Annotated in this window: 23 protein-coding genes; 8 read left to right on the plus strand and 15 right to left on the minus strand. The window is 38.8% G+C overall.

Features of this window, described 5'->3' with window-relative positions; genetic code table 11:
* Window positions 1–7 precede the first annotated feature (7 nt).
* Together ftsA and ftsZ are read left to right on the plus strand one after the other, a co-directional pair.
* The gene (ftsA, locus tag GQ61_RS08770) at window positions 8–1,288 is read left to right on the plus strand and encodes a cell division protein FtsA (RefSeq protein WP_085784971.1); all 1,281 of its coding nucleotides are present in this window, start codon (window positions 8–10) and stop codon (window positions 1,286–1,288) included.
* 342 nt (window positions 1,289–1,630) lie between these two features.
* Entirely contained in the window at window positions 1,631–3,031 is a 1,401-nt protein-coding gene (gene ftsZ, locus GQ61_RS08775; RefSeq protein WP_408606999.1) for a cell division protein FtsZ, read from the plus strand.
* A 12-nt stretch (window positions 3,032–3,043) separates the two neighbouring features.
* Here ftsZ and GQ61_RS09265 read toward each other — a convergent pair whose 3' ends face one another.
* The 5 genes from GQ61_RS09265 to GQ61_RS08795 all read right to left on the minus strand — a co-directional run bounded on the left by GQ61_RS09265 (window position 3,044) and on the right by GQ61_RS08795 (window position 6,549).
* A complete protein-coding gene (locus GQ61_RS09265) occupies window positions 3,044–3,661 on the minus strand; it encodes an ATP-binding protein (RefSeq protein WP_320408937.1) in 618 nt (205 codons plus the stop codon).
* 12 nt (window positions 3,662–3,673) lie between these two features.
* Window positions 3,674–4,165 carry an AAA family ATPase gene (locus tag GQ61_RS09270; protein ID WP_198157333.1) on the minus strand — a complete coding sequence of 164 codons (492 nt, stop codon included), beginning with the start codon at window positions 4,163–4,165 and terminating at the stop codon, window positions 3,674–3,676.
* A gap of 43 nt (window positions 4,166–4,208) precedes the next feature.
* On the minus strand, window positions 4,209–4,667 hold the full coding sequence (locus tag GQ61_RS08785; RefSeq protein WP_085784972.1) for an RES family NAD+ phosphorylase: 459 nt from the start codon (window positions 4,665–4,667) through the stop codon (window positions 4,209–4,211).
* Between the two features lie 16 nt (window positions 4,668–4,683).
* Window positions 4,684–5,106 (minus strand): Xre family toxin-antitoxin system antitoxin, encoded by a 423-nt coding sequence (locus tag GQ61_RS08790; RefSeq protein ID WP_085784973.1) that lies wholly within the window; start codon window positions 5,104–5,106, stop codon window positions 4,684–4,686.
* A gap of 108 nt (window positions 5,107–5,214) precedes the next feature.
* The gene (locus GQ61_RS08795; protein WP_085784974.1) at window positions 5,215–6,549 is read right to left on the minus strand and encodes an MFS transporter; all 1,335 of its coding nucleotides are present in this window, start codon (window positions 6,547–6,549) and stop codon (window positions 5,215–5,217) included.
* 261 nt (window positions 6,550–6,810) lie between these two features.
* Here GQ61_RS08795 and GQ61_RS08800 point away from each other — a divergent pair, with 261 nt between their 5' ends.
* On the plus strand, window positions 6,811–7,644 hold the full coding sequence (locus GQ61_RS08800) for a hypothetical protein (protein ID WP_085784975.1): 834 nt from the start codon (window positions 6,811–6,813) through the stop codon (window positions 7,642–7,644).
* Window positions 7,645–7,647: 3 nt separating this feature from the next.
* Here the strand turns inward: GQ61_RS08800 and GQ61_RS08805 are convergent, their stop codons facing one another.
* The 5 genes from GQ61_RS08805 to GQ61_RS08825 all read right to left on the minus strand — a co-directional run bounded on the left by GQ61_RS08805 (window position 7,648) and on the right by GQ61_RS08825 (window position 12,722).
* Entirely contained in the window at window positions 7,648–9,096 is a 1,449-nt protein-coding gene (locus GQ61_RS08805) for a TrkH family potassium uptake protein (protein WP_085784976.1), read from the minus strand.
* A gap of 72 nt (window positions 9,097–9,168) precedes the next feature.
* Window positions 9,169–11,319, minus strand: coding sequence for a RelA/SpoT family protein (locus GQ61_RS08810; RefSeq protein ID WP_085784977.1), 2,151 nt, complete (start codon window positions 11,317–11,319; stop codon window positions 9,169–9,171).
* Window positions 11,320–11,463: 144 nt separating this feature from the next.
* Entirely contained in the window at window positions 11,464–11,865 is a 402-nt protein-coding gene (gene rpoZ / locus GQ61_RS09460; RefSeq protein ID WP_085784978.1) for a DNA-directed RNA polymerase subunit omega, read from the minus strand.
* A 22-nt stretch (window positions 11,866–11,887) separates the two neighbouring features.
* Window positions 11,888–12,013, minus strand: a complete 126-nt coding sequence (gene ykgO, locus GQ61_RS08820) for a type B 50S ribosomal protein L36 (protein ID WP_085784979.1) — start codon at window positions 12,011–12,013, stop codon at window positions 11,888–11,890.
* A gap of 64 nt (window positions 12,014–12,077) precedes the next feature.
* Window positions 12,078–12,722, minus strand: coding sequence for a TetR/AcrR family transcriptional regulator (locus tag GQ61_RS08825; protein WP_085784980.1), 645 nt, complete (start codon window positions 12,720–12,722; stop codon window positions 12,078–12,080).
* Between the two features lie 135 nt (window positions 12,723–12,857).
* Between GQ61_RS08825 and GQ61_RS08830 the strand changes: the two genes are divergently transcribed.
* Entirely contained in the window at window positions 12,858–13,994 is a 1,137-nt protein-coding gene (locus GQ61_RS08830) for a methyltransferase (protein WP_085784981.1), read from the plus strand.
* 56 nt (window positions 13,995–14,050) lie between these two features.
* Here the strand turns inward: GQ61_RS08830 and GQ61_RS08835 are convergent, their stop codons facing one another.
* Entirely contained in the window at window positions 14,051–14,473 is a 423-nt protein-coding gene (locus GQ61_RS08835; RefSeq protein ID WP_085784982.1) for a CBS domain-containing protein, read from the minus strand.
* 186 nt (window positions 14,474–14,659) lie between these two features.
* Between GQ61_RS08835 and GQ61_RS08840 the strand changes: the two genes are divergently transcribed.
* Window positions 14,660–15,424, plus strand: coding sequence for a dockerin type I domain-containing protein (locus GQ61_RS08840; protein ID WP_198157334.1), 765 nt, complete (start codon window positions 14,660–14,662; stop codon window positions 15,422–15,424).
* A gap of 313 nt (window positions 15,425–15,737) precedes the next feature.
* A complete protein-coding gene (locus GQ61_RS08845) occupies window positions 15,738–16,820 on the plus strand; it encodes a hypothetical protein (protein ID WP_085784984.1) in 1,083 nt (360 codons plus the stop codon).
* A gap of 235 nt (window positions 16,821–17,055) precedes the next feature.
* Here GQ61_RS08845 and GQ61_RS08850 read toward each other — a convergent pair whose 3' ends face one another.
* On the minus strand, window positions 17,056–17,787 hold the full coding sequence (locus GQ61_RS08850) for a DUF3800 domain-containing protein (RefSeq protein WP_085784985.1): 732 nt from the start codon (window positions 17,785–17,787) through the stop codon (window positions 17,056–17,058).
* 313 nt (window positions 17,788–18,100) lie between these two features.
* Here GQ61_RS08850 and GQ61_RS08855 point away from each other — a divergent pair, with 313 nt between their 5' ends.
* Complete coding sequence (locus tag GQ61_RS08855; protein WP_085784986.1) at window positions 18,101–19,330, plus strand: multidrug effflux MFS transporter; 1,230 nt, start codon at window positions 18,101–18,103, stop codon at window positions 19,328–19,330.
* 66 nt (window positions 19,331–19,396) lie between these two features.
* Here GQ61_RS08855 and GQ61_RS08860 read toward each other — a convergent pair whose 3' ends face one another.
* Together GQ61_RS08860 and GQ61_RS08865 are read right to left on the minus strand one after the other, a co-directional pair.
* The gene (locus tag GQ61_RS08860; protein WP_085784987.1) at window positions 19,397–19,855 is read right to left on the minus strand and encodes a MarR family winged helix-turn-helix transcriptional regulator; all 459 of its coding nucleotides are present in this window, start codon (window positions 19,853–19,855) and stop codon (window positions 19,397–19,399) included.
* Window positions 19,856–20,023: 168 nt separating this feature from the next.
* Window positions 20,024–20,254 (minus strand): DUF1467 family protein, encoded by a 231-nt coding sequence (locus tag GQ61_RS08865; protein ID WP_085784988.1) that lies wholly within the window; start codon window positions 20,252–20,254, stop codon window positions 20,024–20,026.
* A gap of 319 nt (window positions 20,255–20,573) precedes the next feature.
* Between GQ61_RS08865 and GQ61_RS08870 the strand changes: the two genes are divergently transcribed.
* A complete protein-coding gene (locus GQ61_RS08870; protein ID WP_157111184.1) occupies window positions 20,574–21,041 on the plus strand; it encodes a hypothetical protein in 468 nt (155 codons plus the stop codon).
* A gap of 92 nt (window positions 21,042–21,133) precedes the next feature.
* On the opposite strand, the gene GQ61_RS08875 is transcribed toward GQ61_RS08870, so the two are convergent.
* Window positions 21,134–22,147, minus strand: a complete 1,014-nt coding sequence (locus GQ61_RS08875) for an aminoglycoside phosphotransferase family protein (RefSeq protein ID WP_085784990.1) — start codon at window positions 22,145–22,147, stop codon at window positions 21,134–21,136.
* Window positions 22,148–22,250 lie beyond the last annotated feature (103 nt).

Raw genomic sequence — 22,250 nt, forward strand, 5'->3', positions numbered from 1 at the left:
GGCAATAATGTATTTTAAAACAGTTCGAAAAAGTTTGCAGAAAGTTTTGCCAGAGATCGTGACGGTCTTAGATATTGGCACAAGCAAAGTTTGCTGTTACATCGGTCGTCTTGGAAGTGGTGACACTATTCAAGTTATGGGCGTTGGTTACGAAGCATCAAAGGGCATACGAAATGGTGCAATCGTTAACATGGAAGCTTTATCGACTTCGGTTGCTCGAGCAACACATGCTGCCGAGCAAATGGCTCAAGTAACAGTTAATGATATCTTGGTGAGCCTCTCCGCAGGTCTTGTGGAATCTCATATCCTTGATGTTTCTTTACCTATTGCTGGACGCGCTGTTGATGATAATGATATTCGAAAAATGCAACAGACCGCGGCTCAATCTGTCGGGGGAAGTAATTCAGAAATTTTGCATTGTATCCCCGTTACTTTTAATATTGATGGAACGCGTGGCGTTAAAGATCCTCGAGGAATGGTAGGGGAGAGCTTAGGAGCTAGTATTCACGTTATTACCGCTGAAACTGGACCAGTACGGAATTTCTATGCATGTGTCGATCGTTGTCATTTAAGCGTTAGCGGTTTTGTAGTGGCTCCTTATGCATCGTCACTATCCACATTGGTCGAAGATGAAATTGATTTAGGTGTAACTTTGATTGATATGGGAGCAGGATCAACCTCGATTTCTGTTTTTTATGATGGTCGCCTTTATCATACAGATTACTTACCTGTAGGAGGGCTTCACGTAACAAATGATATTGCTCGTGGACTATCAACGCCTCTTCTTCACGCAGAACGAATCAAGATTCTCCATGGCAGTGCTATGGTTTCGCCTCTTTCAAATCAAGACGATCGCGGGATTATTAGTGTGCCTCAAATTGGGGAAGATGATCCTCAAAAAGGATTACAAGTTACAAAGTCTGAACTTGTCCGTATCATACGTCCTCGTATAGAAGAAACCTTTGAGCTTGTAAAAGAACGCTTGAAAAAGTTTAACGATGTTGCTATTGCCAGCAAAAGATTGGTTTTAACGGGTGGTGCTAGTCAACTTCCTGGTGTAAGAGAATTAGCAAGTCTCATTTTAGATAAGCACACGCGATTAGGTAAACCCATCAATGTTCAAGGTCTAGATGAGAGAATGCGTACTGCCTCATTTGCTACCTGTGCAGGACTTTTAGTATATGCGCGGGGGGAACAAAAGCTTAATGCGAGTCGCCAAAAGAAAATGTCTCAAAATGCACCTGCATTTTTTGGTAGGTTTGGCGTTTGGCTTCGGGAAAATTTATAGTAGACTAGGTTATTAATGCGTTCAAAACGATTTGAAGATATTAGTGTTAACGTGGAGATAGGAATGACAACGGCCCCAACTTCTTTAAATAAAACCTCCGAGGAAATTGCAACTTTGGAAACCCAAGAAGAATTGGGTATGGATATGGAACCAACGCCATTGACCAAAGCTCCAGCGACACGCAGACGTACTGCAAAATCAAAGACTGCAACTCCCCGTTCTTCTCAAGATGAAGAAAGCCCATCTTTTATTGACTCTAATGGTGAGCAAAGAGCTTTTTCAACGGGGCAGGATCTTGAATTATTAGCAAGTAAAACTGACGCAGAATTAAAACCAAAAATTATGGTTGTTGGCGTTGGAGGCGCGGGTGGAAACGCTGTGAACAATATGATGCGTCTTAAATTGCAAGGCGTTGATTTTATTGTTTGTAATACGGATGCGCAAGCTTTAGGCCAATCACTGACTGGACGAAAAATTCGCTTAGGACTTGGGATTACACAAGGCCTTGGTGCTGGTTCAAAACCAGAGGTCGGACGCGCCGCAGCTGAAGAATCCATTGAAGAAGTGCTAAATGAGATTCAAAATTGTAATATGGTGTTTATTACAGCAGGTATGGGTGGTGGTACTGGAACTGGGGCTGCTCCTGTTATTGCGCAAGCTGCGAGAGATCGCGGGATTTTAACAGTGGCTGTTGTGACAAAACCCTTTAATTTTGAAGGAAATCACCGTATGCGCACGGCTGAGAAGGGGATTGAAGACCTACAAGAATACGTTGATACCTTGATTGTTATTCCTAATCAAAATCTATTCCGGGTTGCCAACGAAAAAACGACTTTTGCAGACGCCTTTAAAATGGCTGATGATGTCTTGTATTCAGGTGTTCGTGGTGTCACTGACTTGATGATGATGCCAGGGTTAATCAATCTTGATTTCGCTGACATTCGTGCTGTGATGAGTGAGATGGGTAAGGCCATGATGGGAACAGGAGAAGCTGAAGGTGAAAACCGCGCTATCAGTGCTGCTGAGGCTGCGATCTCGAACCCGCTTTTGGACGATGTATCCATGAAGGGCGCCCGCGGTGTTTTGATTAATATTACGGGAGGCAGTGATTTGACGCTCTTTGAAGTTGATGAATCTGCAAATCGTATTCGTGAAGAGGTTGATCCCGACGCCAATATTATCTTTGGTTCAACGTATGATGAGCGTTTAAATGGTCGTCTACGGGTATCTGTTGTTGCAACAGGGATAGATGCTGCGATGACAATGCCAAAACCTTGGGCTTCACGCTCTAAGATAATGCGTAATTTGATTGAGGACGAAGTTGAGCTTGAGACGCCAGTTTCTGCTCCTGTAGAAAGCCCTCAAGATACAATTATCGCTGAGAACGAATTAATCGATTTTGAAAAGAGAACTCAAGAAGAAGCGCGTATTGAAGAAAATTTTCAGTTTGATGATCATAATTTGGACGACGCAGAGCAGGAAGATTTTTTTGCATCACAGGGTAAGATGCCAGAGCCAATCGTTGAAGACGATTTAAAGCCTCGTAAAAAGAATTTCTTTAGTCGCTTTGCCGAAAAGATGCGTGGAGGTAGATCCACTGAAGAATCTTTAGGAGAAGAGTTTGATTATATGGCTGAGCCTGTATCTGCAAAAGCGCAAAAGCCATCAGCGATCCAGCGCGATAGTACGGATGGTGATATATTGGATATCCCTTCCTACTTAAGACGTAAGTCAGGAAAATAGTGCAGCCTTGAATCACAAAAAGAGTTGAGATAAGAACTTTTCTGCTTTTAAAATACGAACGCCTTGTTGTTGATAGTCATTTCGAAGAGAGTTGACCAATTGAATCGCAGGGTAGTTATATTTTTCATGAAATTTTATCAAGGTTTTACTTGGAGTGCGATCTGAGTATTTTACTTCGATCATTGTTTCAATCTTATCTTGCGATACTACGGCAAAGTCAACTTCTTGACTATCTTTTGTTCGTAGATAATACAAGGCATAGTCTTCAGCCTTAATGTCAACTTTCCCATAGACATGTTTGAGTAAACTAACTGCAACAAAATTTTCAAACTTTGCTCCGTCATCGCCCTGAACTAAGCCTGTATCATAAAAATATATTTTTGGCTCTTTGAGAAGGCTTCTTGCAATGTTTTTGGAATACGGGTGGACTGTAAAAATGATAAATAAAGCCTCTAAAATCTGAACATATTTTTTGATTGTGGTTGGAGATACGCCAACATCTTCGGAAATAGACTGATATGAAGTGGGAGATCCAACCCTGCTTCGCAATACATTAAAGACAAGCTGCATGGCTTTCGCATTATGGATTTTATCAATTTCAAAAATATCCGTACTTAACAGGCTATTGATATAGTGTAGCCTCTATCTATTTGCTTCAGTGGTATTATCCGCTAAATAAGGTTCAGGAAACCCACTTCGCTCCAACAACTTGTTAATATCAAGTGGTTCAGATATCTGTTCTAACTCAGCGAGAGAAATTGGCAATAAACGATGACGAAAATAGCGTCCAGCAAGAGAATCCCCTAATTGATCATAAGCGTGAAGTCGAGCACTTCCTGTAACCAAAATGCGCATTGATTCTGGTTTTGTATCATACACGCCTTTCAGATAATTCTTCCAGTCTCTCATTTTATGAAGTTCGTCCAGGATCAGAAGATCTGTGGAATCCAACCATGATTGTTCTAGAATAATTTTTTTATCTATTTGTTGGTCGTAATTGAGGTAAACACTGTTGGGGAAATTTTTAGCAATATCTTTAGCCAACCAAGTCTTCCCGCATTGTCGTGGCCCGACAAGAAGTACCAGTTTTTTTTCTAAATCTTTCAGTATTGTTTGTTTTTGAGCTCTTTCCATAGTGACTATTCTCCAATATATTGGAGAATAGTCGATAATTGATCTAGGTGAATAGCCTTTCATTCCAAATAATATCTTGAGGAGGAGAAGCTTTAATCTTCCTGTAATCAGGATGTTTGGGGTTAATGACGATATCTTTATCCTCTGTAGCAACAACAGAGGGAACAATTAAAGCAACTGTTCGTTCTTCTTTGATCCACTTATCTCCGTACGCTCTACTCGCTATCGTATCTGGAGAGTTCCAATGCTTGTTTTGTTTGGCAAAACTTTCTATTTTTAATGATTGTGGGATTGAGATCTTTATATAACGATGGTTTTTTGGAATAATTCCCTGACGCCCTATATGGGCTAACACTTCCAACATTGCACACGAATATGAAAGAGAAGCATAAATAACTTCAAAACCAGGAGAATTCCACCTTCCTCCAAACATCAAGGCTCCATAACCATCCATGAGAGCGTGCCTAGCATCTGCTATTCTATAGGCAATTAAAGAATCCAAGATAATCTCTTATGTTTTAAACAGGAAGGCCATAATAAATTTTCCACAGAAGTTCTTCAACCTGTCTTGCTCCCAGTTCTGAAAATGCTATTTCAAGAGGTGTACGATTCTTGAAATAGGCATGGGGTCTCAATAAAAACTGTTTTGCAACTTCTTCATCATCCCATACATAGTTTGCCGTCGCTATTACTCTGGCGATTCTTTCTGTTTTTTCACTTTCTTCCAAGCTTAGAGTGGATTTTCTTTTCTTATAAGTGCCTTCAGGAATAAGGCTATAAACATATTTATTGCTTTCAGGAAAAGAACGAAAAACGTATTTCATCGACGCCTTAGGAAGCCCATTTTCTACGGTGTCGCGTAAATCGGAAAAAGATTTAATGTTACGATGGAGGATTTTTTTTCCTCCTAGCTCTTCGGCTATCTTTCCCGCTGCAATCATGGCTTTTTCTCCAGGTTCTTTTTTATACTATGATATAGTATAAATATATACTATCTACAAGTATATGACAAGAATTTTTTCTCTCAAGCCTTGAGAAGAAAAGGATTTTTAATCGATTTTTTCCTTATAGCGGTCTTTCATAAAATAAAGGCCAGAAAAAGAAATAATAGCCGCCAGAATTAAATAAAATGCTGGCGCAGCATGATTATCCGTGAGTTGGATAAGACCTAAAGAAATAGTCGGTAATGTTCCGCCAAAGATGGCCATACTCAGATTATGAGCGAGAGAAATTCCCGAATAACGCACAGATGCAGGGAAAATTTCAACAAGCACAGCGGAGATAGGACCGAAGTAAAAGCCTAGAATAATTCCCATAGTCACATGACTCATGAGGGGGATGACAATACCTTGAGCGGAAAATCCAAGAAACAGTGGGTAGGCTAATACAGCAAACGCACTCGCAGCTCCCATCATAACAGGCTTACGACCAATCTTGTCGGTGAGCCATCCAGAGAAGGGAATCACAATTGCACAAGCAATCATGCTGCACGTGTTAATGATTAAAGCCCATGATTTTGAAACGCCAACAACGGCTGAAAGATGAGAAACAACAAAGGAAACCGTCATAAAAAAGCCAATGGCGACAAGAAGATCGACGAACAACACTAAAAATATTTTACGTGTATGATGCTTGAAAACTTCAATGACAGGTGTTGCGTGTGTTGTATGTTTCTTTTTCATCTTTTCAAATGTTTCAGGATCCGCCAACGTTCGACGCATATAGGAGCCGATAAAGCCTCCAACAATACTCAGAAGAAAAGGGATGCGCCACCCCCAGCTATGGAGGTCGTCGAGAGAGAGCAACATGGTGGTGAGCATTGCGATTGCAGAGCCCACTAGAACACCCATCAATAAGCTAAAAGGTGCCCAGCTCCCTGAAAAGCCGCGCTTTTTATTTTTTGAGTGTTCGACAATAAAAATCATTGAACCCGTAAACTCTCCCCCCATTGAAATTCCCTGCAGGAGGCGGATGATCGTTAGAAGAACAGGGGCCAACCAACCAATATGCGTGTACGTTGGTAATAAGCCTATGAGGAAGGTGGGGATAGTCATTAAATAAATAGACCACAGCAATGCGTTTTTTCTGCCAATTTTATCACCGATATGACCAAAAATAATGGCTCCTAAAGGACGCATAATAAAGCCAGCAGCAAAGACACCAAAGGTAGCCATCAGCGAAGCAAAATGATCTGTCGAAGGAAAAAACAATTTGCTTATAATCGTCGCAAAATGTCCATAAAGCGCAAAATCATACCACTCAAGGGCATTGCCAATCATACAAGAAGAAATAACTTTTTTTAAAGTTGAGCTCTGTTGTTGTGGAAGGACTTCATCTGTAGGGAAGAATTGAGGTTGTATTATAACGCCGTCGGAAGCTTTCATCAGATAGTCCTGATTGTTATTGCACAAAAAACAAAAACATATCCTAACGATTATTCTTGCTCACCGTCAAGATATTAAAAACACTGCGTACACAAGGTTTTGGATGAAGCTTGTGAAGGATATATATCTGCATATTCTTAAAGGCTTATTTTGAAATCCATTTTTGTCAAAAAACAAGTCAAAAAGTTCATTAAAAATTAGTAATTAATTGTTATTCTAATCACATAATAAGTTGTGAAAGTATATCTAAGAGGCTGAGTTATGAGTAGGTTTAACATTATTGAATGTACGCGAGAAACTTTCATTTCATTTTTTAAAAACCTCAAAGGGCTTTTTCCATTATTACTACAATTTGTTATCATTGGTATTCTGCTTAATGTTGTCGTTGCGTATGGCTTCACCGGAAAATTTTTTCTAACTGATTTTTCGAGGTATGGTGCACCAAAAGAAAGTATCGATTTATTAGAGTTGGCTGGTATCATTACCTATTCTTTATTCATGGCTTTGGTCGCATTACCAATGCATATTGCCCTATCCAGACAGATCGTTTTGGATGAACTTCCTCAAACAAACTTACTCGCTACAATCGCAACGAAACGATATTGGCTTTATATTCTCGCAACCTTGAAAGTCTTTTTTGCGACGTTGGGATTGATGGTTGTCTTTGGTGGCGTATTGACAGGTGTCTATTTTGGTCTAAAAATTCTTTTAGGGATAACATTATCTTTACCCATAATGATTGCTCTGGCGATTCTTTTATTCTTGCCTTTCATTTTTTTTCTGGCTTCTTCATTTTTATATACACCTCTCTTAGCAGCGCTGGATGGAGATGGATATCTCAGTACGTCTTGGAAACTTACTCAGGGATACCGTTTTAAAATAGCAATCACGTTAATATTGACGATTCTCATGACTTTAGTTCTTTATATCCCCATAGCGCTTTTAATCGGGCTATTAGCTTTCTCTTTGGCTCTTGTGGCACCTGAAGCAGTCAATGCTATTCAAGTATTACAAACGCTTTTCAGTACAATGACTGGTCTTCTACCAATTGCTATGGCTGCAGTGACTTACAAGAAAATTGCTCGAGAAGTTTGATATTTAATTTTTCCAAAAACCTGGTGAGAACAAGATTAGGATTGTGACGTATTCAAGCCTCCCTAAAATCATGCCAATCATTAAAAGCCATTTGGCTGAATCAGGAAGGGGGGCATAAGTTCCATCGGGTCCAATAAGATCACCAAGGCCAGGACCAATATTATTTAACGCAGCAATGGCTGCCGAAGTGCAGGTGAGAAAATCCAAATCATAAAGGGAAAGAGTAATTGCAAGCGATCCAAAACAAAGGACAAACAGCGCAAAAAAAGTAAAAACAGAAATAAAAATTCCTTCTGGAATAGGCTTGTGATTATAGGAAGCGAGAAAAACACCATGAGGACGGCGCATTTGTGCAATTTGACTGCGCGCAACGGAGAACATAATTTGATAGCGAAATACTTTAATACCGCCGGATGTTGAACCCGTACATCCCCCAATCATCATAAGAAGAAAGAAGAAGGTGATGGGAAAACTTCCCCACTGATGATAGTCAGAAGAACTATAACCAGTGGTAGTAATGACGGAAATTGTATTAAATGCCGATTCACGAAGAGAAGTTAAGAATTCAGTGCCTTCGTTCCAACGCCATAGAGTCAAGCTTATGCTGGCAATAACAATAATGGCCAGAAATGTACGTACTTGAGTATCTCTCCAAAGTTCCTGTGGTTCTCCTTGAAAAAGACGTACAAAGAGAATTAAAGTAATACTTCCAATGATCATAAACACCATTAAGATAATCTCAATAGCAACGCTGTTAAAATGTGAAATCGAAGTTGAAACCGTTGAAAATCCTCCAGTTGAGATGGTAGAGAGGGCATGACACACGGCTTCTAAAATGTCCATTCCTGCGAACCACAAACAAAATCCACAAATGACTGTAAAGAAAAGATAAGTGAGCAGTATGGCTGTCGCGATTTGAGAAGCATGAGGGAGAATTTTTTCAGAGCGATCAGAAAACTCATTACGAAATAATTGCATACCGCCGATTTTCAGAATAGGCATGACTGTAAGCGCAGTAATAATGATACCAATACCCCCAAACCATTGTAAAAGTGAGCGCCATAAAACAATTCCAGGGGATGTAAAATCGAGCCCATGGAGAACAGTTGCTCCCGTTGTTGTCAGACCTGAGATAGCTTCAAAAAATGAATCAGTGAGGGTGTTGGTGCTGTTAGAATAGATAAAAGGCAGTGCTGAGAAAAAAGCCATTAACAACCAATTAATTGCCGTAAGCAAAAATGTATCGCGAACAGAAAGACGCACATTGCCAGAAGGGCGATTGGCGAGCGTTAATAAAAGTCCAGAAAACAAGGTGATGCCGATGGAAATTGCAAACGCTTGCCAATTAATATCTTCATGCATGTAATCCGTGATGAGAGGCGGAACCATAGCTAATGAAAGGGCAGTTAAAAAAAGCCCAGAGGAAAAAAATATAGGGTGAAACGTAATCACTTAAAAGCCCAATTTTTATTGAATATTATGTATGATGTTACTCTAGTTTTAGACTGAGAACAATTTCAATCATTAGGATTTTGCCCGATCAACGGAGCTTACGAGAGGACAAGCGCGCAAAGCAGCCATAATAATGCTCAAGTGTTCAGAATTCTTAACTTCAATATCGATCATGATATCTACAAAATTCTCTGAGCGATGCGTAAATTTAAGGTTCACAATGTTACCATGATTTTTGCTGATGGTGGTCGTAATTGCGGCAAGTGAGCCAGGTTGGTTAAAAAGAACAAGGGATAAACGTCCTGTATGCATTTCTTGTTGCTGTTCTTCTTTTGTATCCCACGCAACATCAATCCAGCGTTCAGGTTCTTCTGCATAGTTCTTTAAATTTTCGCAATCATAAGTATGAATAGTAACGCCGCGACCTGTAACAATTATTCCCACAATTTTATCGCCAGGAAGAGGATGGCAACAACGTGCAAAATGGACTGCCATGCCAGGGATAAGTCCTCGAATCGAAATAAAAGTGTCTAAAACATCTTTCGTTCCTTCGGGAACTTTGGTTATGGAATCTCTAGATTTGGGTGGGTACTTGAGATTATAATCTGGGTGAACAGTACGAATGATTTCATAACTGGTATAGCGTCCCTCGCCAATAAGAGCAAACAGGTCTTCCATGCTTTCTGATTGAAATTTATTCAGAACTTTCTCAATATCTTTTTCAGAATAAGTCAGATGTTCGTGCTGAAATGCTTTGGTTAAAATTGATTTTCCTAGGTTTATATATTGTGAACGCTGTTGTGTTCTTATAAAACGTCTGATGTTAGCACTTGCTTTGCCTGTAATAACAAAGCGTTCCCAAGTAGGAGAAGGGGTCTGAGTTTTTGAGGTGATAATTTCAACTTGATCCCCATTATTCAGAATGGTTCTTAAAGGAACCATGCGTCCATTTATTTTTGCTCCAACACAATGATTCCCTATTTCAGAGTGAATTGCATAGGCAAAGTCGATAGATGTCGCACCTTTCGGTAAAGCTATTAAATCACCGGCTGGTGTAAAACAAAAAACCTGATCTTGAAACATCTCAAGTTTGGTATGCTCTAAAAATTCTTCAGGTCCTGAGGCGTGTTCAAGAATTTCCAGAAGACTTCTCAACCATTGATATTCTTGGACTTCAGGAGTTCGGCCTTCTTTATATTGCCAATGCGCTGCAACACCGTATTCTGCAATTTCATGCATTTGTTTTGTGCGGATTTGGATTTCAATTTTTTGCTTTTTAGGACCAATGACGGTGGTATGAATAGACTGATAACCATTTGGTTTTGGTGTACTAATATAATCCTTAAATCGACCAGGAATGACTGAGTAAGCGCTATGGATAATGCCGAGCGCTTGATAGGTATCGCTTAACTCAGGAACAACTACACGAAAAGCCATAATATCGGCGAGTTGTTCAAAAGTAACATTCTTTTTTTGCATCTTAAGCCAAATAGAATAGGGCGTTTTGACCCGACCTGAAATTTCAGCTTTCAAAGAATTTTTTTCCAGAACTTCGCTAAGTTCTTGGATGATGCTTTGAATAAGATTTTGATCTCCTTCTTTTTCTAGGAATCTTAAACGGGCTAAAATTGATTCACGCGCATCGGGATTGAGAATTTTGAAAGCCAGATCTTCTAGTTCTTCTTTGAAATGGTGAATGCCAAGACGTGCAGAAAGAGGGGCGTAAATTTCAATCGTTTCTCGTGCTATGCGACGACGCTTTTCTTCTAATTTAACAAAATGCAGGGTGCGCATATTGTGGAGACGATCTGCCAATTTGACCAATAAAACACGAATATCATTGGACATGGCTAATACAAGCTTACGAAAATTTTCGGCCTGTTTGGTTTTATCTGATTGTAATTCAATTTTTGTAAGTTTGGTGACCCCATCTACAAGGGTTGCGATTTCTTCACCAAATAAAGTTTTAATTTCATCGCGGGTGGCAATAGTATCTTCGATAGTATCATGTAAGAGCCCAGTAATAATGGTTGCTAAGTCCATTTTCATATCGCTGAGGATGCCAGCAACTTCTAAGGGATGAGAAAAATAGGGATCACCAGACTCACGGATTTGACTTCCATGAGCTTTCATGGAAAAAACATAAGCTCTGTTTAAGAGCTCTTCATCGACATTTGGGTTATAAGCTTTGACTTTTTCGACAAGCTCAAATTGCCGAATCATTTTTTTCCTTTTCCTAGGCTAAGCCTTAAATAAAAAATAATCACAAGCCCTACTTAATTTAAGGCTTGCGTTTAGTTGAACTTATTTTATTTAAATTTTAACAGTTTGATGAGTGAAAAGGAAGGAAAAATCTTATATTACAAGCTATTCAGAGGCTTCGTCGCTTTCTCCGCCGAAATCTTCCACACCTTCTTCTTCAAGATCGTCTTCAGGCTCATTATCATCTAGATCTTCAAGACGCATAGGTTGTGAAGGAATAATTGTGCTAGCAATTTCTTGCTCCAAAAGGTCGACGAGCTGTTCTTCCTCGGGTTCAACTTCAACAACGCGACGAAAGCCGCTCATGACTCCATCCCGAAGATCTGGGACTTTTATGGTCTCTTCAGCAATTTCACGTAGGGAAATAACAGGATTTTTATCTTTATCGCGTTCAATCGTGAGAGGAGCTCCCGCTGAAATTTGTCTCGTACGAAAGGCTGCTAAAACAACCAATTCAAAACGGTTCTGGACTTTTTCAATACAATCTTCAACGGTAACGCGTGCCATGGACTATCCTAAATGTTTTCTATTAACCTTGACGAGCTTTAAAACGAGGGTTGGTTTTATTAATGACATAAACACGGCCCTTACGACGAATCACTCGGCAATTTTTATGACGAGTTTTCATGGATTTTAGTGAATTTACAACTTTCATGGACTCTCTCCCACTCAGATCAAATAATTAATGAACTATCACTTAACGGTTTGAAACAGTCCTGTCAAGGTTTCCGTGGACGTAAACCATCCATAAGAGAATCAATGAGTAATTCTAAGTACTTTTTGGCTATTTTTTTATCTTTTGCTCCGTAGAGAAGGTGAGGTTGAATCAAAAATATGGCGGAGGTTGTGGTCAGAATAAAGGCACGGATTAAATCAGTGGGCACATCGTTTCTGATTTCTTTCTTTTTTTGCAGCTCTTCGATAGTGTTTTGAGAGATAATGGACAGGCTGCTACTTAAGCGATCTTTGGTCAGAGGTTTTTCTTTATCTTCGATGCGTTGCCAATGAATGAGACGTACCATATCGGGATTGTTTAGATAGAACTCAAATCTTTTCGTCACGAAATCTTCAATAAATGATCTTAGCGTTACTTTTGCACCGTGTGTGTGCTGACCATAGGATTGTAGATCGGGTGAGAATTTTTCTACCATCGTATCTTTTACTTTTAGCCATAACTTTTCTTTATTTTCAAAGTGATGGTAGATAAGACTTTTATTGATCTTTGCGTCATTTGCAATATCACTGATAGAAGTGCCAGCAAATCCATGGGCAACAAATAATTTTTGGGCAGATATTAGGATTTTATCCGCAGTGGATTCTTCATTTTTTTGTTCCGGTAGTTTCTTAGATCCTTTTTTTACCATGCTTTCCTCTTTATTGAACGATCATTCAATTTTTTCTTGCATTTAGAATTTAGAGGTACTATATGGTTAATTGAACGATCATTCAACAGCTTTTTTAAGCGGTTATTGACCGAACATTCAATCAAGGAGATAGAAATGAACTTCGTAAAAAATTTTAGACCAGCACTACTATTATCAACGACACTTCTTTATGGAAGTGTTTGTAGCATTGCAGTGCTTCAAGCTTCAGACATAAAATCAGAAGCAGAAATAAAAGTGTCTTCTAAAAGATTTAATACGGCAAAAGATGAGTTACTGTTTAATGCTTATGGACACTTGAAAGCGCGCGCTATTCAAATTGCAGCGGATCTTAAGATTGCTGATATTCTGCACCAACAGCCCATGGGAATTGATGATCTTGCAAACAGATTGGGAGCTCATGTTCTCAATTTAAAAAGATTGATGATGGTCCTTGAAAGCCATGAAGTTTTTAAAAAGAATTCAGATGGAACTTTTTATCTCACTGAACAATCTGAATTTTTACGATCAGACCATCCACAGTCGTTGCGTGCAGCGGTTGCTAAGGAAATGGATTCAAAGCGATGGGAATCGGTAGGGGCCCTCGATATGGCGGTAAAAAATGGTAAGACGCCTTTTAATGCTCTGAATGGTATGGGTTTTTATGATTACCTAGAAGGCAATCCTAAAGCCCATGAACGTTTTAATGCAGGTATGGGAAATTTTTCTGTGGTTGAAGATAGTGAAATTCCAAAGTGTTATGATTTTTCTGGCGCAAGGTGTGTCATGGATGTGGGGGGAAGTTATGGCGGTTTTTTGGCGACTGTTCTCAAAGAAAATCAATCTATACAAGGCATACTCTTTGATTTGCCAGCAACTGTAAAAGCGCAAACTTCTCTAAGTCTGACAACCCATCAAGATCGCTATAAGGTTGTGGGGGGAAGTTTTTTTGATCAAATACCTGAAGGCGCGGATATTCATGTTATGAAGCGCGTCTTTCATAATTGGAGTGATGAAAATTGTCATTTAATTTTGCGTAATTCAGCAAAAGCCCTGCCCAAAGAAGGTAAAGTTCTTATTGTTGATGTGGTGCTTGAGGATTCTTCAAAGCCCAATATACTCAAAGATGGAGATTTGATCATGATGTCTTTGGGAGAAGGGCGCGAACGTACACGCGAAGAATTTCGCCTTCTTTTAGAAAGTGCAGGATTTACACTGAACCGTGTTTTACCAACCTCAACAAAATTAAGCATCATTGAAGGAATACGTCAATAAATCTGTATTCTTCGAACTTGGAGAAAAGATGAATTATGTTCACCTTTTCTCCATATTTAATGAAACGCCCGTTGCGAGATTTCATAAAGAGCTTCGGCTCCTGCATGTTTAGAACCTTTAACACACAGGTCACATAGGGAAATAACACCAACAAGACGCTTTTCATCATTCAGGACTGGCATTCTTTGGACTTGATTGCGTCCCAAGTTGTGAGCAGCTTCTTCAATATCATCATCTTCAGAACAATACAAAACACCCACGGACATCACGTGACGAACCAAAGTTTTGTTAACATCCTTGCCCATTGCAACAGCCGTAATAACAATATCTCTATCGGTTAGAGTGCCAATCAGCCGATCGTTTTCTGCAACGAGTAAAAAACCAATATTTAGCTTACGCATGTGGCGTGCAGCTTCTGCGACGGTGATTTCAGGAGAAACGAAATCAACCTTACGCGTCATAATATTTTTTACCTTCATGAAAACGCCTCCATTTAACTCTAAGATTATTCTTGTTGTTCTATTTTTATTATAAAATCAAAAGCTTAAGAAGCTGTGAAGATTAATTAAAAACCTATTATCCACTAAATACGGAAACTTAGTAAATAATTAGTAGATTATTAATAATTTCCTTCTTACATGGGGAGACAACCAAAATGGAGGATAATGATGACTATTAAAATTAAATATCTAGCTTTAGCTCTAACCAGTGTGATCGCTCTCAGCAGCGCAAATCCATCCTTAGCTTCAAGCGAAGTGAAAGAGGATGTGGGTGCATCAACTTCTGGCTCAGTTACATCTAAGAAATTGAGCATTCTGGATATTAATGGCGACGGTCGTGTTGATAGTTCAGATTTTAAGGCCTTAGTCGGTAAGCTCAGTAAATTTGTTCATGAGTCAGTTGCGCGCCTTCTTCACCTCTTAGATGTGAATGGTGATGGGCAGTTTAACGGTGAAGACTTGAAGTTATTTTTTTCCAGTAAATTACTCGATATTAACCATGATGGGAAAGTTGATCTGCAAGATGCATTAGCTGCTCCTGAGGCCATTATACGTGCTGCAACAACGGTTTCTGAGACTGTTGTCAAAGCGAAAGACGTTATTGAAACAAGCGATATTTTTGCTCAATTACCAGCACGCTATAAAGATACGTTTGTTTCATTTATTGAGCGTATCGCAAAAGAAGCGGATAGTATTAAAGGCGGTGCTAAAATTGCCAATGATTTTGGTGATGAAATGGCAGAGAAACTTTCAGTCCTGAAAACTCAATGGGCGAGCGATAAATTCGATCCTAAAAAACTGACGCAAGTGACAGATGTTATTAGCGGTCTTCTGCACATGGTGCAAACTTGGGAAGGTGCAAAAGATTCTAAGAATGTCGTTGGCGATAAGATTGATTCAATGCTGAAGATTCTCAAGAGAGCAAAATAGGTTTTAAAAGATCGTTAGATCAAAAGAACACTCCTTCTCAAAAAGAAGGGGTGTTTTTTTATGAGATATGTTAGCCAAATTTTTGAATGAACCTTTATTGGTATAAAACACCCGCAAAATTTTTCCTTAGCTAAGATCGAATCAGAAAAATAGTGGTCGATCTAAGTATACTCTTCTCAAAACTTAAGGTTGTAGGTAAATCTCCCGAAAAGAGTATTGTCCGTCTTACATGCATTTATCATGTATATTTTTACTCTAATGATTGAATATTTGTATTTTAATATTATACGTATATTAAGCATTGGGGGGTGTTTTGAAGATTTATTTTCATATTATATTAGCAATAATTTCAATTCTATCTAATTGTGATGCGTACACAAGTGATCCCTTCATAGAGGTTGGAGAGACACGTGCAACGCCCGCTAAAAGAAAAAGCGACAGAATATCTGGATGTGATGACTGTTCAGAGGAACAAGGGCCTCAGAAAAAACAAAAAGATTCTTTAACACCAGAAACAAAATTTAATATATTTTCTCTCAAAGGTAGTCAGGACGATTTGACTTACCAAAAAACAGCCGATCGGATGTCAAATTATTTAAAAAAAGCAGCACAGAAACTTTTTGAAGTCACAGACTCAGATGAAACAATAGTATTTTTAGGGCGTACCCCTTTATGGTTGAGGATGGCCTTTAAAGCTTTATATGAGGGCCAGAGAAAATGTTTTGATATCGCTTATTCTGGAAGGCCCTATGTTCCAGATTTCACAGCTTTTGACTCAGAAGACGAAGCAAATCACTTTAATTCATTTGAAAAGCTTTTTAATCAAGTAGAATCTTATCCTAGGGATCTTAATCCAGAGCGAAGAAAATATTTTAAGCATCTTGATATCGATATCCCCACAGATCAACAAGAAAAAGCCTATTTGTCTTACTTAGAAAAAACAGGACTAAAACAGGCCTTAGGAACGAAAAAGTTAATCATTGTTGACATAGTAGAGTCTGGCGCTTCTATCGCTAGTTTTAATATGACTTTAAGGAAATGGCTTGGTCAAGAGTACTCAAAAATTTCGATTAACGTCTTGGGTATGTTCAATGGGTTACAGTTTCTAGAAGATAACTATGAAAAAATTCTTCCCCAGAATGTAGAATTCTATTCTTTATGTGAGCTTGAAGGGAGTGCTGTGGACGAAATAGTTTCTAATGTTAATTATTTTATCAGACTATTTGCAGAATCAGAACTTTGGAAATTGGGCCCGCATTTTTCATATGATAAATGGGATCAAGAAAAAGCTTTGCAAGATTTTTCTCCCGCGCGTGAAACAAATTTTTTAAAGAGCTTGGTTTTAGAAAAATTAGAGGCAGAACATTCGACGAATAATACAAATAAAGCGCTTTGAGAAAAAAGTGACTGAAAATCTTTTGAAAAGGTAATGGGGGGGAAAAAATAACCCTTCAACTACAGAGATTAATAAAAAACATTTTTAAATCTTAGTGTGTGCTTAAGCTAGTTTAACAAGATAAAATTTTTCTTGTAAAAAGCACTTTTTGCACGATATAATGATTTAAGTGGATTGGGGGTTCCCGGTCGGCGTTATAGCCTCGGTTTTACCGGGGTTTTTCGCTTTTTATGAGTTAAGGGAAAACTTTTAATCCTTCAAAAAGTTTATTTTTAAGAATATCCCATGCTTGATTGGATTGGTTAGGATTTATAACGCTTCTGCCTATTGGCCTGCTTACTAAATCAGCTATTTGCATTCCAGCCATATTAGCTATTTTTGAGACGAAGTGTATTTGAAAAGGTCCATTATCTACTGTATAATTTAATTTATTAGCCTGATTTTGTCCTTTAACGATTCTCCAATATTCTAGTTCTAAATCTTTATCTTCCTTTTTTCCTCGTGCTTCTACAAGAATGTGCGTTAGTTTACTCTCTTGATTCTTTTGTTTAAGAAAACAGGATAATCGCTCAAGGCAGAACCCAAGAGCCATATGATATGGATTGTCTGGATGGGCATACTGTTTTTGTAATTTTTTCTTATCGATGACAGCTGCAATGATATCCATTGAAGTTTTGCTAATCAAGTCATTGATTTGGCTATAATACTCGTGTTTTAGAGCTTCATTGTGAAGGAAAGAAAAATGCCCTGTTTGTTTTCTTATATCGCGTTCATGTAACACAAACGCATCGTGTCCAAATCTCTCAAATTTGTGTTTTTTTAGCTGAGGAACAATTATATTGGTATATTCTTCTTTGTGAAATATGCAAAATGATAATACAAAGATAGGGTATTTATTGTCAATCGAAGTAAGACTGTGATCGCCGCTTTCATCAACGTAAACAATAAAATCGCTATGTTCTTTCAAAACTTTCTTGTCCTTAGTGCGTCAATTGTTATTGTATTTTTCAAACTATAGAAAGAACTATAAAATGACAACATTCTGATGTTTAGATAAGCTGAAAAAATCTTAGATCGCAATGCTAACAATAATTCTCATTATCCCTGAGCGATAGGCCTTTACAATACTGTCCGGCATGTTTATATTATTCTTATTATGAAGATTATCCTGATCAAAGTCGCTTAGTCGACATCCTGTCTTAAAAAGAGTTGCCTGCTTGCAAGAGAGTGAGCTGGGGAGCTTTTGTTTTTATTAAAATCAAGATTTGTGAGTTATTAAAATGTCGATACAAAAACATGCTAAACGCGTGGCGTTGGCTTTGATCGTTATGATTGTGGCGTTGCCACAAGTGACTGAAACCATCTACACGCCCTCTCTGCCCGATGTGGCGCGCTGCTTCTTTGTGGAGTGCCATATGGCAGAGTCTACCTTAACCATCTATCTCTTTGGCTTTGCCGTAGGAGTCGCTGTTTGGGGCAATCTATCGGATCTCTATGGTCGAAAATCTATTCTCATGCTGGGGATAGGTCTTTATATCTTGGCTAGCTTCTTTTGTTACGTTTCTGGAACCATAGAAGCTTTATTAGCGAGTCGCTTCCTTCAAGCTTTTGGGGGAAGCACGGGATCAGTTTTGGGGCAAGCTATTGCCCGCGATTCCTTTGCTCCGTCAGAGAGAAGTAAAGCCTTTTCTTCCATCAGTATGGCTTTGGCTTTTTCGCCCGCTTTGGGACCTACCATTGGAGGACATTTAGATAAGTTTTATGGCTGGCAGTCGGTTTTTATTTTCCTAATCCTTTTGGGAGGAGTGACTCTTACCTGGGTATGGCGTTCTTTACCAGAAACCCATGGAGGAGGTTCTCCACAACCAAAAGGCAGCTTTATAGAGCGACTCAAGGATATTCTCACTGATCGTCGAGTCATGGGATTTGCTTTTCTTGTGGGATCCAGCAACGGCATCATCTTTAGTTATTATGCAGAAGGGCCATTTTACTTCATTGATATGTTGAATATGACACCGGATGTTTATGGCATGATGAGTATTGGTGTTGCTGCGCCATTGCTGCTTGGAGCCTATACCTCAAAGATCTTAAACCAAAAAGGTATCAAAGGTGAAAAGATTATTATGATGGGAGCAACGTTTAACTTCATTTTTACATTGATGTTTACAGTGCTTGCACAATCAGAAGTCATTTCACACCGTGATCCAATGAGTGCGATTATTATATCCTACAGCTTGGTCATGATTCCAGCTTTTGGACATGCGTTGATTATTCCCAATTGTTTGGGGTTGGCATTACAAAAATATGGAACGAACGCTGGCCAAGCAGCTTCAGTGTTTGGATGTGTTTATTACTTGCTCATTTCAGGATTTACCTTGTTGATGGGGTATTTCCATAATGGAACGCTGAAAGCAATGCCGACTTACTTTCTAGCTTTGAATATAGCTAATCTTTTAGTGATTTGGTGGTCTTTCATAAGAAAGGCGCATACCCGAGCATTCAAAGCTTAAATGAATAACCCGAAGGATAAACACCCTTCGGGTTATTTCTTTCTTGTTTGTTTTTCTTTTTTTTTTCTAAAAGCGTACTTCGTGAGTAGCAGTAAACGTCCAGAATCCCTCTAGTTTTTGTAATAAAGATTTCATGTGTTTGATATCTTCATCGCTGATCCCATTGTGTTTAAGGTTTTTGGCATGCTCAGTAAAAATTGTCTCGATGCGGTCGTACAGTGTTTCGCCTTTTTTAGAAAGACTAATGTAGCTTGACCGGCGATCATGGGGAGATTGTTCCTGAACTAAGTATCCGTTTTCAACCATCTTCTTTAAATTATACGTTACGTTTGAACCCAAATAATACCCACGATTGGAAACTTCACCTACACTCAAGCGTGTTTTACCAATGTTATAAAGGATAAAGCACTGAATGTTTGTAATATCGGTTACGTTAATACGATCAAGCTCAACGCGCACAACTTCCAAGAATTGACGATGCAGCCTCTCAATGAGCATAATTGTGTCAAAATAGACTTGTTTCATAGTTCCTATCTTTCATTCTGCATATATTGTTATTTTCGCAGAAGACTAGTTAAATTTTAATTAATATAGATTCATTTCTTACATTAATTTTAATCGCATTTTTTCTTACATGTAAGAATAGATATAGAATTTTCAACAAATTTTATGAAATTAATATTTAAAAATTTATTAATTTAAAGTAATAAAGGTGTTTTTAATCAGGAAATATATAATAGCCGATAGTATCGAGCTTATTAGAGTGGTGATCAATAGTTTGAAAAGAATTTGAGGGTTTCTTGGAGCACTTTTGTCATGCCCTTGAAGAGGATGTAAAACAGGCTCATTTCTCCAAGGTAGAACTGTAAAAAGAACCACCCACCAAACCATAAGATATGTAACAATGGCTGATACAATAGACATGATTCATTCTTACATTTTTTTAAAGGAGAAAGGAAGAGCACTTTAGCAAAGATCAAAAGGGTCTGCAGTTGTACGTTGAGAAGTGTGCTATGAGGTTGAGGCTCTCAATAATCAATAAACCTCAATTTTTCTAAAGTAAGGATAAGGTGTGCGAATAAATGCATCACAGAAGATTGATTTAATAAGTAAAAGTGTTATAATTTTTTGAATGTTTCCTATTCGTCATATGAAAGGTCTGCTTTTTCCCGTTAGGAAGGAATCAGAATGCTTTTTAATGACCTTAAGGAATTTTGTGTATCTGCAAACTGAAAGAATTAAAATGTTAAAAAAAAGATTGTCACTTTGTTTATGTGTTTTAGGAATTGTTAGTTCAAGTGTTCATGCTACGCACCTTTGGGAGGAATCAAAAGGAGCAGAACGTAAAAAGAAATCAAGCACGTCAAAAAACTCTCTTACACCTTCTCCCTATGAACAAAGATTAGATGCGCAAGCGAAGCAGAACTTTTATCAAGGAAACTATAAGGAAGAGTTTGCGTTCAAGCAAAAAAAAGCTTTTCATAATCCAACAGATTCAAATATGGAGGAACTAGCCGTATGCAGCCTTACGCAAGGCCACTATGATCTAGCGTGGAACATATATAAAGGTCTCGCTCATCGTACTGTGGATCCAAAAAAGAAAGAAGGTTATGAAAGGAACGCTCAACAGGCCTGGCAAACGGAGCAAGAAATGCGCGTACCCGTAAAACACCCTAAGAATAAGTGGAAATTTTTTGATCTTTTTAAATAATATATTCAGCTGGTCATGAAAGAGTCTGGCCTTGCAGTGAACTCCACCTGCTCCTATAGAAAGGATATGGTGGAGTTAACCAAAATTTAAATCTATAGGGTAAGTTCCTCATCTGTTTTAAAGGCTATTTCGACCACGCCTTGAGGATCAAACTGGGCGATGAAGTGTTGATACCAATTACTTCGATCCTGGCCTCCTGCCATCGTTAGAAGTAACTGCTGACCATAGAGTGCTATGTCTTCTACGATGCGTTCATGTCGGTAATATGCCAAGAGTGTCCTATTAACGTCGGTCTTTCCATAGCCTTTATAAAACAACTCTTGCTCATGGGGCTTATTCCAAACATTAGCAACACCTCCCCCAATAAACATGAGATCACGCTCTTTAGGTGCTAGGATAGGGTCATCCCAATCCACTATGTAGAGAGTATCGTTTTTATCTATTAATATATTACCGCCATGAAGATCAGAATGGCACAGCACGAATTGAGGTGATTGATCTTGGGCCATTTGGGCCAATTGTTCAGCGCGATCGACCAGCCGATGAATGGCAGCTATATGCTGCTTCATAAATGTCAGCAAGTTAACGGCAATCGTATCCCCCTTCGGTTCAGACTCAATAAGCGGATAGAGCGATCGCACGGCTTGTCGCCATTTGGGTGAGTAAGATTCTTGCCGGATCGTGGCTTGAATAGCGCCCGGCACATTAATGTCATGAATTTTTTTCATCACTTTGCCGAGCGTATACCATTGATCATTCGTTAGATCACGACTAAATCCGTCACACCCACCGACAAAGGGGGATACAATCAGGGTAAAGTCGTCAATGGGCTGAGTTTCTTTGCCATGGATTGTTTTAACGATGGGGATAATGTGTTGAATGCCAGCATTACGTAACACCCCAATTATGATAGTGCTGATATCCTGGGGATGCTCCTGTTTTAACTTTACGAAATAAGAGGACTGATCATGCGTTTGAGCTTTATAGACTGACGCATGCATATCCGCCCCCAGAAGAAGGGAGGTAAGCGTAGCAACTTCAATGCCATAATTGATCTTTAGGCACTCAATAAGGCGTTGCTCTGAAAGAGACGGTTTTTCTATCATGGGAGAAGTATACAGGAATTCTAGCAGTAGCTCGCCAAATTTTTATAGCTAAAGGCAGCACGTTGGTGTCTATCGGGGAGATAGGGCAGGGACGCATTCTAGA

The sequence above is a fragment of the Candidatus Nucleicultrix amoebiphila FS5 genome (assembly GCF_002117145.1).
GTDB lineage: Bacteria > Pseudomonadota > Alphaproteobacteria > Caedimonadales > Nucleicultricaceae > Nucleicultrix > Nucleicultrix amoebiphila.

Excerpts from the sequence above, each read along its gene's own strand:
- ftsA (WP_085784971.1), top strand. The coding sequence starts at position 8 with ATGTATTTTAAAACAGTTCGAAAAAGTTTGCAGAAAGTTTTGCCAGAG.
- ftsZ (WP_408606999.1), top strand. The coding sequence starts at position 1,631 with ATGGTTGTTGGCGTTGGAGGCGCGGGTGGAAACGCTGTGAACAATATG.
- GQ61_RS09270 (WP_198157333.1), bottom strand. The coding sequence starts at position 4,165 with ATGGAAAGAGCTCAAAAACAAACAATACTGAAAGATTTAGAAAAAAAA.
- GQ61_RS08790 (WP_085784973.1), bottom strand. The coding sequence starts at position 5,106 with ATGATTGCAGCGGGAAAGATAGCCGAAGAGCTAGGAGGAAAAAAAATC.
- GQ61_RS08795 (WP_085784974.1), bottom strand. The coding sequence starts at position 6,549 with ATGAAAGCTTCCGACGGCGTTATAATACAACCTCAATTCTTCCCTACA.
- GQ61_RS08800 (WP_085784975.1), top strand. The coding sequence starts at position 6,811 with ATGAGTAGGTTTAACATTATTGAATGTACGCGAGAAACTTTCATTTCA.
- GQ61_RS08810 (WP_085784977.1), bottom strand. The coding sequence starts at position 11,319 with ATGATTCGGCAATTTGAGCTTGTCGAAAAAGTCAAAGCTTATAACCCA.
- rpoZ (WP_085784978.1), bottom strand. The coding sequence starts at position 11,865 with ATGGCACGCGTTACCGTTGAAGATTGTATTGAAAAAGTCCAGAACCGT.
- ykgO (WP_085784979.1), bottom strand. The coding sequence starts at position 12,013 with ATGAAAGTTGTAAATTCACTAAAATCCATGAAAACTCGTCATAAAAAT.
- GQ61_RS08825 (WP_085784980.1), bottom strand. The coding sequence starts at position 12,722 with ATGGTAAAAAAAGGATCTAAGAAACTACCGGAACAAAAAAATGAAGAA.
- GQ61_RS08830 (WP_085784981.1), top strand. The coding sequence starts at position 12,858 with ATGAACTTCGTAAAAAATTTTAGACCAGCACTACTATTATCAACGACA.
- GQ61_RS08835 (WP_085784982.1), bottom strand. The coding sequence starts at position 14,473 with ATGAAGGTAAAAAATATTATGACGCGTAAGGTTGATTTCGTTTCTCCT.
- GQ61_RS08840 (WP_198157334.1), top strand. The coding sequence starts at position 14,660 with ATGATGACTATTAAAATTAAATATCTAGCTTTAGCTCTAACCAGTGTG.
- GQ61_RS08855 (WP_085784986.1), top strand. The coding sequence starts at position 18,101 with ATGTCGATACAAAAACATGCTAAACGCGTGGCGTTGGCTTTGATCGTT.
- GQ61_RS08860 (WP_085784987.1), bottom strand. The coding sequence starts at position 19,855 with ATGAAACAAGTCTATTTTGACACAATTATGCTCATTGAGAGGCTGCAT.
- GQ61_RS08865 (WP_085784988.1), bottom strand. The coding sequence starts at position 20,254 with ATGTCTATTGTATCAGCCATTGTTACATATCTTATGGTTTGGTGGGTG.
- GQ61_RS08870 (WP_157111184.1), top strand. The coding sequence starts at position 20,574 with ATGTTAAAAAAAAGATTGTCACTTTGTTTATGTGTTTTAGGAATTGTT.
- GQ61_RS08875 (WP_085784990.1), bottom strand. The coding sequence starts at position 22,147 with ATGATAGAAAAACCGTCTCTTTCAGAGCAACGCCTTATTGAGTGCCTA.